Source organism: Bacillus sp. SRL337 (assembly GCF_984799155.1).
On sequence record NZ_OZ481793.1, the window covers coordinates 1487413 to 1503165 of the forward strand.

12 protein-coding genes are annotated in these 15753 nt (G+C 42.8%); 8 read left to right on the top strand and 4 right to left on the bottom strand.

What is annotated here, in order from left to right; genetic code table 11:
- Window positions 1-473: 473 nt before the first annotated feature.
- The gene (locus AC4E8A_RS07285) at window positions 474-1205 is read right to left on the bottom strand and encodes a sulfite exporter TauE/SafE family protein (protein WP_490197682.1); all 732 of its coding nucleotides are present in this window, start codon (window positions 1203-1205) and stop codon (window positions 474-476) included.
- 149 nt (window positions 1206-1354) lie between these two features.
- Here AC4E8A_RS07285 and ccpC point away from each other — a divergent pair, with 149 nt between their 5' ends.
- The 3 genes from ccpC (at window position 1355) to AC4E8A_RS07300 (ending at window position 4266) form a co-directional block, all read left to right on the top strand.
- Window positions 1355-2245: a transcriptional regulator CcpC gene (ccpC, locus tag AC4E8A_RS07290; protein ID WP_490197683.1), complete on the top strand. Its 891-nt coding sequence runs from the start codon at window positions 1355-1357 to the stop codon at window positions 2243-2245.
- An 84-nt stretch (window positions 2246-2329) separates the two neighbouring features.
- Window positions 2330-3040, top strand: coding sequence for a 2,3,4,5-tetrahydropyridine-2,6-dicarboxylate N-acetyltransferase (dapD, locus tag AC4E8A_RS07295; protein WP_490197684.1), 711 nt, complete (start codon window positions 2330-2332; stop codon window positions 3038-3040).
- A 104-nt stretch (window positions 3041-3144) separates the two neighbouring features.
- Window positions 3145-4266, top strand: a complete 1122-nt coding sequence (locus AC4E8A_RS07300; protein WP_490197685.1) for an N-acetyldiaminopimelate deacetylase — start codon at window positions 3145-3147, stop codon at window positions 4264-4266.
- A gap of 39 nt (window positions 4267-4305) precedes the next feature.
- Here AC4E8A_RS07300 and AC4E8A_RS07305 read toward each other — a convergent pair whose 3' ends face one another.
- Window positions 4306-5172: a mechanosensitive ion channel family protein gene (locus AC4E8A_RS07305; RefSeq protein WP_490197686.1), complete on the bottom strand. Its 867-nt coding sequence runs from the start codon at window positions 5170-5172 to the stop codon at window positions 4306-4308.
- A 328-nt stretch (window positions 5173-5500) separates the two neighbouring features.
- Between AC4E8A_RS07305 and AC4E8A_RS07310 the strand changes: the two genes are divergently transcribed.
- From AC4E8A_RS07310 to AC4E8A_RS07330, 5 genes are all read left to right on the top strand, one after another.
- Window positions 5501-7255, top strand: a complete 1755-nt coding sequence (locus AC4E8A_RS07310) for an ABC transporter ATP-binding protein (protein WP_490197688.1) — start codon at window positions 5501-5503, stop codon at window positions 7253-7255.
- A gap of 8 nt (window positions 7256-7263) precedes the next feature.
- Entirely contained in the window at window positions 7264-9087 is a 1824-nt protein-coding gene (locus AC4E8A_RS07315) for an ABC transporter ATP-binding protein (protein WP_490197690.1), read from the top strand.
- Between the two features lie 206 nt (window positions 9088-9293).
- A complete protein-coding gene (locus AC4E8A_RS07320) occupies window positions 9294-10634 on the top strand; it encodes a cytochrome ubiquinol oxidase subunit I (RefSeq protein WP_490197691.1) in 1341 nt (446 codons plus the stop codon).
- A 55-nt stretch (window positions 10635-10689) separates the two neighbouring features.
- The gene (locus AC4E8A_RS07325) at window positions 10690-11703 is read left to right on the top strand and encodes a cytochrome d ubiquinol oxidase subunit II (protein WP_490197692.1); all 1014 of its coding nucleotides are present in this window, start codon (window positions 10690-10692) and stop codon (window positions 11701-11703) included.
- Between the two features lie 65 nt (window positions 11704-11768).
- Window positions 11769-12428, top strand: coding sequence for a potassium channel family protein (locus tag AC4E8A_RS07330; protein ID WP_490197694.1), 660 nt, complete (start codon window positions 11769-11771; stop codon window positions 12426-12428).
- 622 nt (window positions 12429-13050) lie between these two features.
- On the opposite strand, the gene rnjA is transcribed toward AC4E8A_RS07330, so the two are convergent.
- On the bottom strand, window positions 13051-14718 hold the full coding sequence (rnjA, locus tag AC4E8A_RS07335) for a ribonuclease J1 (protein WP_490197695.1): 1668 nt from the start codon (window positions 14716-14718) through the stop codon (window positions 13051-13053).
- 7 nt (window positions 14719-14725) lie between these two features.
- Entirely contained in the window at window positions 14726-14932 is a 207-nt protein-coding gene (locus tag AC4E8A_RS07340) for a DNA-dependent RNA polymerase subunit epsilon (RefSeq protein WP_490197696.1), read from the bottom strand.
- Between the last annotated feature and the right edge of the window lie 821 nt (window positions 14933-15753).

The window sequence follows — 15753 nt, forward strand, 5'->3', positions numbered from 1 at the left end:
CAGCTCTTGGGATTTTTTCGAAATCAACAATTAATGCGAAAACCGCCTTTTGAAAAAAGAACATCCCCAATAGATCGAGTTGAGGACAGAAAAAAATCCAAAACCCGATTATTTTTAAATTGAGTGATTTGTTGACTTATCACGAGGAGGAGTCGGGAAGCATGCTGGCTGCTGGTGAGTGGAGCTGGATTCGAATGTAGAGAGACCGTAATCAAAAGTCTACAGTCCGTACATTTCAGCGGGTACTGCCACTTTGCTGCTGTAACTAAATTGCCCGCTAATTCCGCTGAAGATCAGTTGTCATTAATATCATTCAATCCTGGTTAAGGGAAACAGGGAAACTTTTTAAAAAAACAAGCTAGACCCTCTCATCCCTATCCAAAGAAAAGGCTGAAAAGGATGGTTGGACCTCTTTTACTATATGTTTTTCCTTTCCCCTAAACACGAGCTGACTTTTATAAAGCAGTCATTCCTTATGTCATCAATGAATGTATAATCTGGAAGATAAGGATAATAGTCATTGTATTTAAAATGATTTTTGCTGTCTTCAATGGGACCTTGTCTACAAATCGGACAGCGGTCTGTGCTCCCATTACACTGCCCAGGCAAAATGCAAGTCCTGCCTGCCAAATGAAGCGGCCGTTGAATAAATATGCCGCAAAAGCAGCTGAACAGGAAACAAACGTTTGAAATCTGGTAAAAGCAATGGCTCTTATATAGGAAATCCCTTTATACATAAACGTGTGCATCAGCATCGTTGCCTGCCCGGGTCCAAATATCCCGTCATAAAATCCAATGGCAGTCAAGACAGGCCCGCTTCCTTTAAGACCGGCAGCCTGGTCTGTGTTCAAGTTTTCAGGTTTTTTTATGAAACTTATAAGAAATGCAACAATCAATAAGCATACCGCACTGATTTCCATGATGGTCTGAGATAAAAGCCCAGCTGTCAGCCCCCCTGCAATTCCTCCTCCAAAAGCAAACGGAAGGATGGAGACAGCTTCATTCCAGTTGATTTCTTTTTTCTTCAATAAATAGGCAAAACTTGAAAACGAACTTAGCGTGTTGGAGAATTTGCTTGTTGCAATCGCTGAATGCACCGGAAGACCCGCTAGCAGCATGACAGGCATCCCTATCAGCCCGCCGCTTCCAGCAACCGTACCGACTAAAGATGTGAAGAGTCCGGTGATTATAAGGATAAAAAACATGATTAACACCCCGCTGGACATTTCTTGTCTGATACGCCTGTAAACGCATCCTGTTACCAGTAGTGTATTCCATAAGAGGTCATAATGAAATTAGATAAAAATTAATATATAATATAAGGAAAACTTATAGAGAGAACGAGGTGGCATCAATGGCATTTTCAGAGTATCAATTAATGTCAGTCCTGGCACAGGAAATGAATATGAGAAAGGCGGCAGAAAGACTGTTTGTTTCCCAGCCTGCTTTATCGCAGAGACTGCAGAATATTGAAAAGGAATGGGGAACCAAGCTGTTTATCAGATCTCAAAAAGGATTATCCCTTACACCTGCAGGGGAGTTGGTTGTAAAACTTTCCCAGGAAATGCTGCAGAAAGAAGAGAAGGTGAAGGAAGAGATTCAGGCAATGCAGTCCCAAGTACACGGGACGTTGAAGATTGCCTGTGCTTCCATTGTCGGACAGAACTGGCTGCCCCAAGTGCTGAAGAAGTTTGTAGATACATATCCACACGCGAAGATTTCATTGATTACCGGCTGGAGCAGTGAGATTCTTGAGGCACTGTATCAAGATGAAGTCCATGTTGGGATCATAAGGGGAACTGCTGATTGGAAAGGCCCCAAATATCACCTGTTTACAGATCGGCTATATTTGGTGGACAGAGAAATCCAAAACGTAGAAGAGGTCTTGAACACGGACCGTCCGTTCATTCAGTTCAAAAGTGATTCTAACTATTATCAGGAAATACAAGATTGGTGGCACCGGCAGTTTCAATCCGTTCCTAAAAGGACCATTGTCGTGGATCAAATCGAGACATGTAAGCAAATGACATTCAATGGGATTGGCTATGCCATTCTCCCTGCAATCACGTTGAATGGCGAAGAGGAAAACCTGTATAAAATTCCGTTGATGGATGAAAAGAAAGGATCCATTCACAGGGATACATGGCTGCTGGGGTATGATTCTGCATTTCAACTAAAGCAGGTAAAAGCCTTTGTGGAAATAGTGGAAGGATTTTTAGAAGAAAACAGTACTTCAATTTTGTAGTGATATCTTGTCTTTTACCCTTTAATTTGTTAAAGTATTAACTAGATTTCAGAATATATACATATTTTGCAGGGGGTCATACCAATGAAACAAATGGATGCTAATGAGATTATCTCGTTTATTCAAAATAGTACGAAATCTACACCCGTAAAGGTCTATGTGAAAGGAAGCCTATCCGGCATCGACTTCGGAGAAAAGGCAAAAAGCTTCATTAATGGGGAGTCAGGTGTCGTTTTCGGCGAATGGGCGGAAATCTCCCGGGTTCTTGAAAACCACAAAGACAGTATCGAAGACTATGTAGTGGAAAATGACCGCCGCAATTCGGCGATTCCATTGCTTGATATGAAAGGAATAAAAGCACGTATCGAACCAGGTGCAATCATACGAGATCAAGTTGAAATCGGTGATAATGCTGTCATCATGATGGGAGCATCGATCAACATCGGATCTGTCATCGGCGAAGGTACAATGATTGATATGAATGTTGTCCTTGGCGGGCGTGCCACTGTAGGGAAGAACTGCCATATTGGAGCGGGAGCTGTGCTTGCAGGAGTGATCGAGCCTCCATCCGCTAAACCGGTTGTGGTTGAAGACGCAGTAGTTGTCGGTGCCAATGCTGTCATCCTTGAAGGAGTTACGGTTGGAAAAGGAGCTGTTGTTGCTGCAGGTGCCATTGTGGTCGAAGATGTACCTCCTTACACTGTTGTTGCAGGCACACCGGCAAAAGTCATCAAAGAAATTGATGAAAAAACAAAATCCAAGACAGAGATTAAACAAGAGTTAAGACAACTATAATTTTTTGGCTGGTAAAGCCAAATGAATAGGAAAAGGACTGAACGCCTGATGGGTTATCAGTCCTTTTTCAGCTAGTTACCCAGAAAGAAAGGAGTAAAAAGAGTATGTCAGCATTGAGTAAGTTTGTAGAAATCAGGCGGGACCTGCATAAGATTCCTGAGCTTGGCTTTCGGGAACATAAAACTCAAAACTATCTGCTTTCCTATATTAAAGATCTTCCACAGGAGAGGCTTGAAGTGAAAGAATGGAAAACAGGTTTATTTGTAAAGGTAAAGGGGACTAATCCCAAAAAGATAATCGGTTACCGGACAGATATAGATGGACTGCCGATTGAGGAAAACACGGGCCTGCCATTCAGGTCGGAACATGAAGGAAGAATGCATGCCTGCGGACATGATCTTCATATGAGCATAGCTTTGGGAATTCTTACACACTTTGTTGAGAAAGCAATCGAGGATGATATTCTCATTATCTTTCAGCCTGCGGAAGAGGGGCCAGGCGGAGCTAAACCGATGCTCGAAAGTGAAATCATGAAAAGCTGGAAGCCAGACTTTATCATCGGGCTTCATATTGCCCCGGAATATGAAGCCGGAACCATTGCGGTTAAGGAAGGCCTGCTGTTTGCAAATACATCTGAACTTTTTATTGGTCTGAAGGGCAAGGGGGGGCATGCAGCCTATCCTCATGATACCAGGGACATGGTCGTGGCTGCGGCAATGCTGGTCACACAGCTGCAAACCGTGGTATCCAGGAATATAAATCCATTGGATAGCGCCGTAGTGACAGTCGGCAAAATTACTGGCGGTACAGTCCAGAATATTATTGCGGAGACAGCCAGGCTTGAAGGGACCATCAGAACGTTATCCCAAGAATCCATGGAGAAAGTGAAGGAAAGAATAGAAGCTCTCGTCAAAGGCATCGAAATAGGCTATGACTGTGAAGCTGTAATTGATTATGGAAGTATGTATCACCAGGTTTATAATGAAGAGGTTTCTACCAGGAAGTTCATAGACTTCCTCAAGGAAAAGGAGAATGTGACCCTGAAGATTTGTGAGGAAGCAATGACTGGTGAAGATTTTGGTTATATGCTTCAAGAAATTCCAGGTTTTATGTTCTGGTTGGGTGTCGATTCGGAATATGGACTGCACCATTCGAAGCTGAATCCTGATGAACGGGCAATTGACTTTGCTATCTCGACTGTCACTGATTATATCCAAATCTTATAAAATAAGAAAACACCGCCTGGAAATCCAGGCGGTGTTTTCTTATTGGTCTTTCTTTTCGATATAAACCTGGTGAGGAAAGGGAATCTCAATACCGTTCTGATCAAGGGCTTCTTTAAGCGCTTTTCGCAATTTGCGTTCGACTCCCCATTGTTCCATGTTCCTGGTCTTACCGATGATGCGGATGACTACATCAGATGCACCGAGTGATTGTACCCCGATTACATTCGGGCCATCTACGATATTCTCGTCTTCCGCAGCTGCTTTATCACACACTTCCTGAAGAACGGCGACAGCTTTATCAATATCATCATCATACGAAATGCCGATATCGACCAAGGCCCGCATGTTTCCTCTGGAATGATTGCTCAAGCTTGTGATTTCTCTATTGGGCACATAATTTAACGTGCCATCGAAACTGCGGATTTGAGTTGTCCTTAGCCCGACAGCCTCGACAATTCCGGAGAAACTCCCGGTTGTGACGTAATCGCCTACATCCACTTGTTTTTCCAGTAAGATGAAGAAACCTGTCACCACGTCACTGACAAGTCCCTGGGCGCCGAAACCGACAGCAAGCCCGATGATACCGGCCCCTGCCAGAATCGCTGTGACCTGTATACCAAATATCTGAAGAATCGTAACGAAGAAAATAAAGATCAGGACATAGGAGAAGATATTCTTCGCAAGGCTCTCCAATGTCTGGGCTCGTGCTGCAGAAATACTGTTTCTCTCGCCATACCGGCTGAACGCCCGCTGCAATATCTTGTTTCCAAACCCTTTCACAATGAGAAAGGCAATGTAAATAGCGATTATTTGAAGCACAGAAATGCCTATTGTAATCAACAGGCCAGTCCAGTCAAAGTCAGTGATTCTTTCTGTGACACCATTAAACCCTAATATGAATTCCACTTAAGTCATCCTTTCTGTTTATTGACCTATGTACTTGCAAAAAGACCTTATAAGTATAAACATAACTTCATAAGTATTGTCAAAAGGTACGGTGTTTTATTCCGGTCTTTTCTGTTATCTGATTAGATAGCGGCTTATTAATGAGGAAGAGTCGGTCGGAAGGCGGATTTTTTTTTATCCTGAGAAAGTAAAATGAAAACCGTATTATCAAAATTGCGGGAGGATTCTCAAAAAAGTAAAAAATTCAAATAAAAAGGTGGAAAAATATTTCGAAACCCGATATATTTAATAGTACGTGAATTTTTGCACCAAAGAGAGGGGGATGAAAATGGAGACCTTTAAAAAATTAAAACAATTTTACTGGCCTTACAAGAAATTCTTTATTACTTCAATAATTTTCCTGGTTGCCGTGACAGCCATCACAGTGGTCTATCCGATCATTCTGCAGAAAACCATTGATGACGTCATCTTGCAGAGAGAATTTGGCTGGGTACCTTACCTGGCGTTCGGCTTCATTTTAATCATGGCTGTAAAGGGCGTAGCCACATTTATTCATCAATATAATGGGGATATGTTTGGAATCACGAGTGTATACAGACTGCGAAATGAACTGTATGAAAAACTTCAATACCTTCCGTTCCGTTATTATGATAACGCGAAAACAGGAGATCTGATGTCCAGGCTGACAGCAGATGTTGAAGCATTCAGATTTTTCCTGTCTTTCGGAATCTCTGAATTGATCCGTTTTTTCCTGCTTGTGACAATCAGCTTCGGAGTCATGTTCTACTACTCTCCTTCCTTGACATTTGTGACATTGGCAACATTGCCGTTTCTCGCTGTATCCGTTTATAAGTTTGATAAGGCTGTGCATCCGGCTTTCAGGGGCATCAGAAAGTCCTTTGGGAAGCTGAACACAAATGTACAGGAGAATATCAGCGGAATCAATACGGTGAAATCCTTATCAAGGGAAGACTTTCAGATCAATAAGTTCAATTCATCCAATGGTGATTATAAAGATAAGTATTTATTGACCTCCGATGTGTGGGCTAAGTACTTTCCGCTGATGGAGTTCCTAGGGAATGTCAGTGTGGTCCTGCTGCTATCTTACGGCGGTTTTCTTGTCATGGATGACAGCTTATCACCTGGTGAGCTAGTAGCCTTCTATAGCTTGCTTTGGTACATCATCTGGCCGATCATGAATCTTGGATTCACCATCAACCAATTCTCGCAATCAAAGGCATCCGGGGAACGATTGCTTGAAATTCTTGAAGCGGAAGAAGATATCACCGATAAAGAGGATGCGGTTAAAGTTGACAGGATGAAAGGGGAAGTCGAGTTCAAGAATGTGACTTTAAAATATACCGAGAATGATGAAGAGGCACTTGAGGGTATTTCGTTTAAGGCTGAACCAGGAAAAGTCATCGGCCTGATAGGCGGTACGGGTTCAGGGAAAACGAGCATAACGAATCTGATTACCCGATTCTATGAACCTAGCGGCGGGGAAGTGTTGATTGATGGAAAACCCGTTCAGGATTACGCCATTAAATCCTTGAGAAAGAATATTGGCTTTGTCCTTCAGGAGTCATTCTTGTTTTCGTCTACCATTAAAACGAATATTGCCTATGGCAGGCCGGATGCAACAATGGAAGATATCATCGATGCTGCAAAACGAGCGCAGGCTCATGACTTCATTGAAGAACTTGAGGACGGGTATGATACCAAACTGGGAGAAAGGGGACTCGGCCTTTCAGGTGGACAAAAACAGCGTATTGCCATCGCCCGTGCAATCTGCACTGATCCAAGCATCCTTATTCTGGATGATGCAACAAGTGCTGTGGATATGGAAACGGAGTTTAACATCCAAAAAGGCTTTAAAGAAGTCATGGCTGATCGAACGACTTTCATCATTGCCCATCGTATTTCTTCACTGAAACATGCAGATGAAATCCTTGTACTTGAAAATGGAAAGATTGTAGAGCGTGGTGTGCATGACTTCCTGCTCAAAAATAACGGACCTTATCAACGAATTTATGATATTCAATATAAAGATCAGAAGAAAATCCTTCAATCACAGCAAGGGTAGGTGAGAAGATGAAAAATAAGGAAAAAGTAAATCAGAGTATATTAAAACGGTTTTATTATTCAACCGACACGGTGATTGATAAACCATTTAACTGGGAACAGCTATGGCGGCTGCTGACCTATTTGAAGCCGTATTCAAAGAAACTTCTGCCGCTCTCAGTGATCATGGTATTGATCACAACAGGGGTCAGGCTCATCATACCTATCTTAATCGGTGTGTACACCCTCGATAAAGCGATCATTGAACGGGACAGCTCAATGCTGACGACATTGATTATTACAATTGCCGGTCTCTATATCCTTAGTTACATCGCCAATGTACTAAGGATCCGATGGATGAACATGCTTGGCCAAGGGGTTATTTATGACCTGAGAAAGCATTTATTTTCACATGTTCAACGGCTATCGCACAGATTCTTCGACCAGCGTTCAGCAGGCTCGATCCTCGTCCGGATCATGAATGATATTAATTCCCTGCAGGAACTGTTTACGAACGGAGTCATCAACCTGCTTATGGATATGATCCTTTTAATTGGAATTATAGTAATCCTGTTTACATTGAGTCCGCCATTGACTCTTGCGGTATTGGTTATATTGCCCATCATGTTCTTCATCTCAACAAGCTTGAGGAAGAAAATCAGAAGGTCGTGGCAAATGGTCCGCCTGAAGCAATCCAAACTTAATTCCCACTTAAATGAAAGTATACAGGGAATCAGAGTAACCCAATCGTTTACTCAAGAAAAAGAAAACATGGCATACTTTGATGGCATCAATACGGAAAGCTTTGACAGCTGGAGAAATGCGACTAGAAAAAGTGCGATGTTCAGACCGCTTGTTGAGTTGACAAATGCAGTCGGTACCGCAGTCTTGATTTGGTTTGGGGCCAGTCTTATCCAAGGAGACTCCATCACCTTAGGTGAATTTGTTTCCTTCGCCTTTTATTTAGGAATGTTCTGGGAACCGATTTCACGGTTGGGTATGGTATATAATCAACTGCTGGTTGGGATGGCTTCTTCTGAACGGATTTTTGAATTCCTTGATGAAAAGCCCAATGTCGGGGAAAAACCAAATGCCAGAGAGTTAAAAGACATCAGTGGTCACATTCAATTTGAACATGTTAATTTTGCTTACGACAGCAAACGGAAAGCCCTTAACAACATTTCTCTAGAAATGAAAGCCGGGGAAACGGTTGCTCTAGTAGGCCATACAGGGTCTGGTAAAACAACCATAGCCAACCTTGTCAGCCGTTTTTATGACCCTACTGGAGGAAAGGTCAAGATTGACGGCCACGACCTTAGAGATGTCTCTTTAACCAGTCTGAGAAGCCAGATCAGCATTGTCCTGCAAGATACCTTCATATTCTCTGGGACAATCAAAGAGAATATACTCTTTGGAAGGCCGGATGCCTCTGATGAAGATGTATTGGAAGCGGCCAAAGCAGTTGGTGCCCACAAATTCATTGAAAAGCTTCCTAAAGGGTATGATACGGAAGTCGAAGAGCGGGGGAACATATTGTCAGTAGGCGAACGCCAGCTGATCTCCTTTACGAGAGCACTGCTTGCGGATCCGAGGATCATTATTCTCGATGAAGCCACTGCATCTATAGATACAGAAACGGAAGTCCAAATCCAAGCTGCATTGAGGACCCTGCTGAAGGGCCGTACAGCCATCATGATTGCGCACAGACTGTCCACGATCAGGGAAGCTGATAATATCTTTGTGCTCGATCATGGAAACATCATTGAACACGGAAATCATGACGAACTGATGGATCAGCAGGGAGAGTATTACCACTTGGTAAAAGCTCAATTTAAAATGCTTGAAGTTATTTAAAATTAAAACCGCCTTTGGTTCCTGGGGGTCACTGAAAATCTTTTTCAGTGACCTTCGTTCCTGAAGGGCGGTTTTTTTATACGAGCTGAAAAAGGAGTTAAATTGGATTATTCAACAATGCTCATTACTTCACAAACTAATTATTAGGTTTTATAATGTTGGAATAGTGATACTTATAAGTATAGAGATTGCTAGGGGGGAAGTATATGGAGCTGGATAGTGTCATGTTAAGCAGGATGCTCACATCAGTGACGTTGGCATTTCATATTATTTTTGCAACGATAGGTGTAGGAATACCTGTATTGATATCAATAGCCGAATTCATAGGAATAAAGAGAAAGGATGGACATTACATATTGCTGGCCAGAAGGTGGGCGAGAGGTTTTACCATTACGGTCGCTGTCGGAGTGGTTACAGGTACTGCGATAGGATTACAGTTGTCGCTGCTGTGGCCCGCATTTATGCAGGTGGCGGGGCAGGTGATAGCGCTCCCTTTATTCATGGAAACATTCGCCTTCTTTTTTGAAGCGATCTTTTTGGGAATTTATTTATATACATGGGACCGATTCAAGAACAGGATGGTCCACTGGTTATTAACGATTCCGATAATGATTGGATCATCTGCCTCTGCTTTATTTATTACTATGGTAAATGCTTTTATGAATACACCTCAAGGGTTTGATTTAGAGGGAGGCAAAGCGGTGAATATTGACCCTATTGCTGCTATGTTTAATCCTGCTACACCCGCAAAGGTATTTCACGTATTGACGTCAGCCTATTTAACATCAGCCCTGATATTAGCTGCTATCACGGCATATGCCATTCTCAAAAACAAAGGCAGTGTCTATCACCGGAAAGCCCTTCGTTTGACGATGGTGTGCGGACTGATCTTCGCCGTTGGAACAGCAGTTGCAGGGGATGTTTCTGCAAAATTCCTCGCTGAATATCAGCCTGAAAAACTGGCGGCAGCAGAGTGGCACTTTGAAACAGAGAGTAATGCGGATTTGATTGTTTTTGGGACGCTGGATGAGAATAATGAAATTCACAATGAAATAAGAATACCTGGTTTTTTAAGCTTTCTTGCTGGAAATTCCTTTGAAACAGAAGTCATCGGGCTGGATGAGTTCCCTGAAGACGAACTGCCCCCGCTAATTGTCCATTACTTATTTGATTCCATGGTGTCAATTGGGATGTTCACACTGTTCATTACATCACTGTTCGTTCTTTTCTGGAAGTGGAAGAAGAGGAATGAATGGAATAAGCCGCTCCTATGGGGAATTGTCGCAAGCGGTCCTCTGGCAATGTTTGCCATTGAATTTGGATGGATCTATGCCGAAATAGGGAGGCAGCCATGGATCCTCAGAGGGTATATGAAGGTTGCAGATGCAGCTACAAAAGCCGATGGAGTAGGACTGACCTTTGTTCTATTCGTTATTTTGTATATTATACTGGCTGTATTCTGCGTGACGGTTCTAGTTAAGATGTTTAAAAACAAGCCGCCTGAACTTGAATACGAACAGAGGTTCAAAAGCGGGAAACTTCAGTAAGCTGAAAAACAATATAAAAAATGATGGATATCTGGTTGAATAGGAGGGGAGACACGTGAGTTTAGAGGTATTGGGGATTACCGTTCTCTGGGTATTTCTTTACGGATACCTGATAGTGGCATCGATAGATTTTGGGGCTGGATTCTTTGCATTTTACGCCAAGATTTCAAATAAGAAGCATACAGTCAATGATTTAATCAGCAGATATTTATCTCCTGTTTGGGAGGTAACGAATGTATTCTTTGTTTTTTTCTTTGTAGGACTTGTTGGTTTCTTCCCGGACACTGCGTATTATTACGGAACAGCGCTGCTTCTGCCTGGAAGCGTCGCCTTGATCCTACTGGCAATAAGAGGAGCTTTTTATGCCTTTGGAAATTATGGTTCCAAAGATAATGTAATTTTCTTATTTCTTTATGGAGCTACCGGCCTGTTGATTCCTGCGTCATTGTCAACTGCTTTGACTATTTCTGAAGGAGGCTTCTTGGAAGAAACCGAAGACAGGGTAGTGTTTTTAGCGGGAGAGCTCTTTACAAGTCTTTATTCCTGGAGCGTTGTGATCCTGGCGGTCGTTTCAGTTCTCTTCATATCCGCTTCGTTTTTGACTTATTATGCTGACAGGGCAAACGACACTGGAGCAAGGGAAATTGTCCGGAAGTTTGCCTTATTTTGGAGCCCTCCTACCATTCTTGCAAGCCTCCTTGTTTTTATTGGTTTGAAGGAACATAATCCGGAACACTTTCAGAATGCACTTGATATTTGGTGGATGTTTGGTTTGTCGCTTTTGTTCTTCCTGATTGCTACCATGCTGATTTATACCCGGAAGAAATTCGGCACAGCATTCATCATGGTGATGCTTCAATTCTTTTTTGCCTTTTTTGGATATGGAGCCTCTCATTTACCTTATATTCTAAAGCCCTTCATTACAATTGAGAGCAGTGTTACAAGCCCTGTTATGGGAACAGCCCTTGTTGTCGTCTTTATAGCCGGCCTGCTGCTCTTGATACCGTCACTCATCCTGCTCATGAGATTGTTCCTGTTTGACGCAGACTATGTTAAAGGAAAGAAATAACCTAATTTTCTCAAATTTGTGCTAAAATTAAGGCATAAGTAATCTCTTGTGTTGGGGGAGTTAGAGTGAAAAAAGAGTTTGTTGTTATAGGATTGGGGCGCTTTGGGGGAAGCATCGTCCGCTCCCTGGCAGATCAGGATCTAGAGGTTATGGCGATTGATAAAGAAGAAGATAAAGTCAATCAGTTCGCCTCAATTGCTTCTCATGCCGTAGTAGCCGATACGACGGATGAATCAGTGTTAAAAAGTCTGGGTATCCGGAATTTTGATCATGTCATTGTAGCTATCGGTGATGACATACAGTCAAGTATTCTTACTACACTGATGCTGAAAGAGATAGGCGTAAACAAAATTACCGTCAAAGCACAGAATGACTATCATGAAAAAGTCCTGAGGAAAATAGGGGCCAATCATGTGGTTCATCCAGAAAGGGATATGGGCAGGAGGATCGCCCATAATATCGTTTCAAATAATGTACTTGATTACCTCGAACTATCCGAGGAGCATTCAATCGTGGAGATTGCAGCCAATGAAAGATTAGACGGCAACTCATTGATCGATCTTGATATCCGTGCTAAATACGGGATTAACATCGTGGCCATTAAACGCGGAAAAGACATCATAGTCTCCCCGCAGGCTGACGAACAGATATCAACAGGAGACATCCTCATCGTGATAGGAGCAGACACAGACATAACCCGATTTGAAAAAAAATTATTGGCGTAACTAAAAAGCGGAAGCGGCCGATCAGCGACGTACAGATTGGAGGGCTCACGCATGAGATAAAGGAATCACGAAGAGCGTCAGCGAATCGATGATGACTTATCGCAAGGAGAGAGCCTGAAATCTGCTAGTCGGTGGCCGGAGGAGCTGGATTGATAAAAAGCGGAAGCGGCCGATCAGCGACGTACAGATTGGAGGGCTCACGCATGAGATAAAGGAATCACGAAGAGCGTCAGCGAATCGATGATGACTAATCGCAAGGAGAGAGCCTGAAATCTGCTAGTCGGTGGCCGGAGGAGCTGGATTGATAAAAAGCGGAAGCGGCCGATCAGCGACGTACAGATTGGAGGGCCACTGTATGAGATAAAGGAATCACAACAAACGGAGTGAGTTGATGATGACTTATCGCAAGGTACCGATCTAAGGCCGAAAAGAAGTTGATGTGGCGAGGAATCCTATTCTCAAGGGGGTGAGGAGTCTGGTGAATCCCACTCTAGAAAAAGCCCGAGATGAAAAAGAAACAATACTCTTTGGAGTCCCTTATAGCCAGTTTGGCTGAAAACTGTAAAATATAGCATTAAAAAAGCAGGCTGAATACTAATCAGCCTGCTTTTTTTGCTTTATATCATACTTCCATTATAATCGGTAAGATCATAGGACGGCGTTTTGTCTTTTCATACAGGAACGGAGCTAATGTATCAGTGATCTCATTTTTGATTTCAGACCATTGGCTTGTTCTGCGTTCAAGAAGCTTAGTTAAATGTTTGCTGATAATATTCTGAGCTTCGTTGATCAAGTCGCCTGACTCTCTCATATAGACAAAACCTCTGGAAATGATATCAGGACCCGAAGCGATTTTAAAGTCACTCATATTGATACTGACTACCACTATGACCAATCCTTCTTCTGAAAGGATTCTTCTATCACGAAGAACGATATTTCCGATATCGCCGATTCCGCTTCCGTCAATATAAACAGATCCGGAAGGGATTTTGCCGGCTACCTGGGCAGTGTCATTGCCCAGGGCAAGGACTTCACCATTGTCCATTATGAAGCAATTTTCCGGTTCTACCCCGCAGTCCACAGCCAGCTGGTTATGCATTTTCTGCATACGGTACTCTCCGTGGATAGGCATGAAATATTTTGGTTTAATGAGCCTCAACATCAACTTCTGTTCTTCCTGGCTTCCATGACCGGAAGTGTGGATATCACTCAATGACCCATGGATGACATCAGCGCCAGCACGGAATAACATGTTAATCGTCCGGTTTACACTAATGGTATTCCCCGGAATTGGAGAAGAGGAGAAGATAACTGTATCTCCCGGATGGATCTGTATTTGCCTGTGTGTTCCATTGGCAATTCTGGACAGGGCAGCCATTGGTTCCCCTTGGCTTCCTGTACAAAGGATGGTCACTTCATTGGCCGGTAATCTGTTAATCTGGCTTGGTTCGATGAACGTATCTTTAGGAGCCTGAATATATCCAAGGTCCTGGCCGATGCCGATATTATTTTCCATACTGCGGCCGAATACAGCTACTTTTCTTCCGTGGGTAACCGCGGCATCAATGACTTGCTGCAAACGGTAGATATTGGATGCGAAAGTAGCAAATATGACTCTTCCTTCAACTTTACGGAAAATGTCATCAATGCTTTCTCCTACTTTTCTCTCAGACATTGTAAAGTTAGGCACTTCACTGTTTGTACTGTCAGAAAGGAGGCAGAGCACGCCTTCTTTACCAATTTCAGCCATCTTAGTTAAGTTGGCTGGTTCTCCTACCGGGGTAAAGTCAAATTTAAAGTCACCCGTATGAACAACATTGCCCGGAGGTGTCTTTACGACAATCCCGTAAGAGTCGGGAATACTGTGAGTGGTTCTGAAAAAGCTAACAGCAGTTTTTCTGAACTTGATTACATCGTCTTCCTGGATGATGTTCAACTTTGCAGATCTCAGCAAGCCATGTTCTTCCAGTTTGTTTTTCAACAAACCTATTGCCAGTTTACCGCCATAAATCGGAATGTTTACTTGCCTTAAAAGGTATGGGATTCCGCCGATATGATCTTCGTGGCCATGGGTAATGAAAAGGCCCTTGATTTTATCAGCATTTTTGACTAAATACGTATAGTCAGGAATGACATAATCAATTCCTAAAAGTTCATCCTCTGGAAATTTGATTCCAGCATCAATCAAAATTATTTCGTCCTGAAATTGTACGCCGTAAGTATTTTTGCCGATTTCGCCCAAACCGCCAAGTGCGAATACAGCTGTCTGATCATTTTTTACGAATTTCATAACCAGATTAGTTCTCCACCTGGAAGTTTTCGGACTGTTTCTCGTATTCAAGATGGGAGTCATCTAGTAGTTGGACGAATTCAATATTGTACGGTTTGTCTTTCAATTTCAGGCGGACCTCGCGTTCTGAATCAGCTTCAACATACAGGGTCATGGTGCATTCCCGCACAGGGACTTCCTGTTTGCTTTCCTGATAGTAAACTTTGTAAATCATTTTTTCTCTCTCCTTATCCGTTTTCAAAATGTAACTTTTTCTATTATATAAAAAGTTTTAAAAGTTTTCATGCATTCAACATAACAAGCTCAAGGTATGTAGGAATGCGTATTAATATCTTAAGGGAAATCCGGTTTCATCAAGTTACCGGTTTCAATGCAGATAATAAACAAAGAACAGCCCTCCTAAACGTGAGGGCCTGACACATTTAAGCGATTGTCTTTTTTCTGAGTACATCCTTCCATTGTTTCAAAAGCTTCTTTCTGAGCTTCTTAAACATTTGGATCACTCCTTATTAGTAGTTTACCTAGAATTGGTCGTAAAGTAAAGTTTACCCGATATCCGTCTCTCGTTTTTCAATTTTAGTATATGGAATATTTGTCAGTTTTTACGTGGTTAAGTTTGGAAATGGCAGGATAAAAAGCGGAATCGGTCGTTCAGCGCTGTACGGATTGGAGGGCTTCCGCATGAGATAAAGGAAACACAGCGAACAGAGTGAGTTGATGTTGACTTATCGCAAGAAGGAGTCGGGAAGTACGCTAGCAGCTGGGCCTTAAAGCTGGATTCGCAAGGAGGGAGACCGGAATCCGCTAGGGGCTCGGCGCTGGATTGGATAAAAAGCGGAAGCGGCCGTTCAGCGCTGTACGGATTGGAGGGCTTCCGCATGAGATAAAGGAAACACAACGAACAACGTGAGTTGATGTTGACTTATCGCAAGGAGGGAGACCGAAATCCGCTAGGGGCTGGCCGCTGGCGCTGGATTGGATAAAAAGCGGAAGCGGCCGTTTTAGCGCCATACAGATTCATATTAAGTATCCTTT

Coding starts and splice junctions, on each gene's coding strand:
- AC4E8A_RS07310 (WP_490197688.1), top strand. CDS start 5,501: ATGGAGACCTTTAAAAAATTAAAACAATTTTACTGGCCTTACAAGAAA.
- AC4E8A_RS07285 (WP_490197682.1), bottom strand. CDS start 1,205: ATGTTTTTTATCCTTATAATCACCGGACTCTTCACATCTTTAGTCGGT.
- AC4E8A_RS07315 (WP_490197690.1), top strand. CDS start 7,264: ATGAAAAATAAGGAAAAAGTAAATCAGAGTATATTAAAACGGTTTTAT.
- rnjA (WP_490197695.1), bottom strand. CDS start 14,718: ATGAAATTCGTAAAAAATGATCAGACAGCTGTATTCGCACTTGGCGGT.
- dapD (WP_490197684.1), top strand. CDS start 2,330: ATGAAACAAATGGATGCTAATGAGATTATCTCGTTTATTCAAAATAGT.
- AC4E8A_RS07320 (WP_490197691.1), top strand. CDS start 9,294: ATGGAGCTGGATAGTGTCATGTTAAGCAGGATGCTCACATCAGTGACG.
- AC4E8A_RS07340 (WP_490197696.1), bottom strand. CDS start 14,932: ATGATTTACAAAGTTTACTATCAGGAAAGCAAACAGGAAGTCCCTGTG.
- AC4E8A_RS07300 (WP_490197685.1), top strand. CDS start 3,145: ATGTCAGCATTGAGTAAGTTTGTAGAAATCAGGCGGGACCTGCATAAG.
- ccpC (WP_490197683.1), top strand. CDS start 1,355: ATGGCATTTTCAGAGTATCAATTAATGTCAGTCCTGGCACAGGAAATG.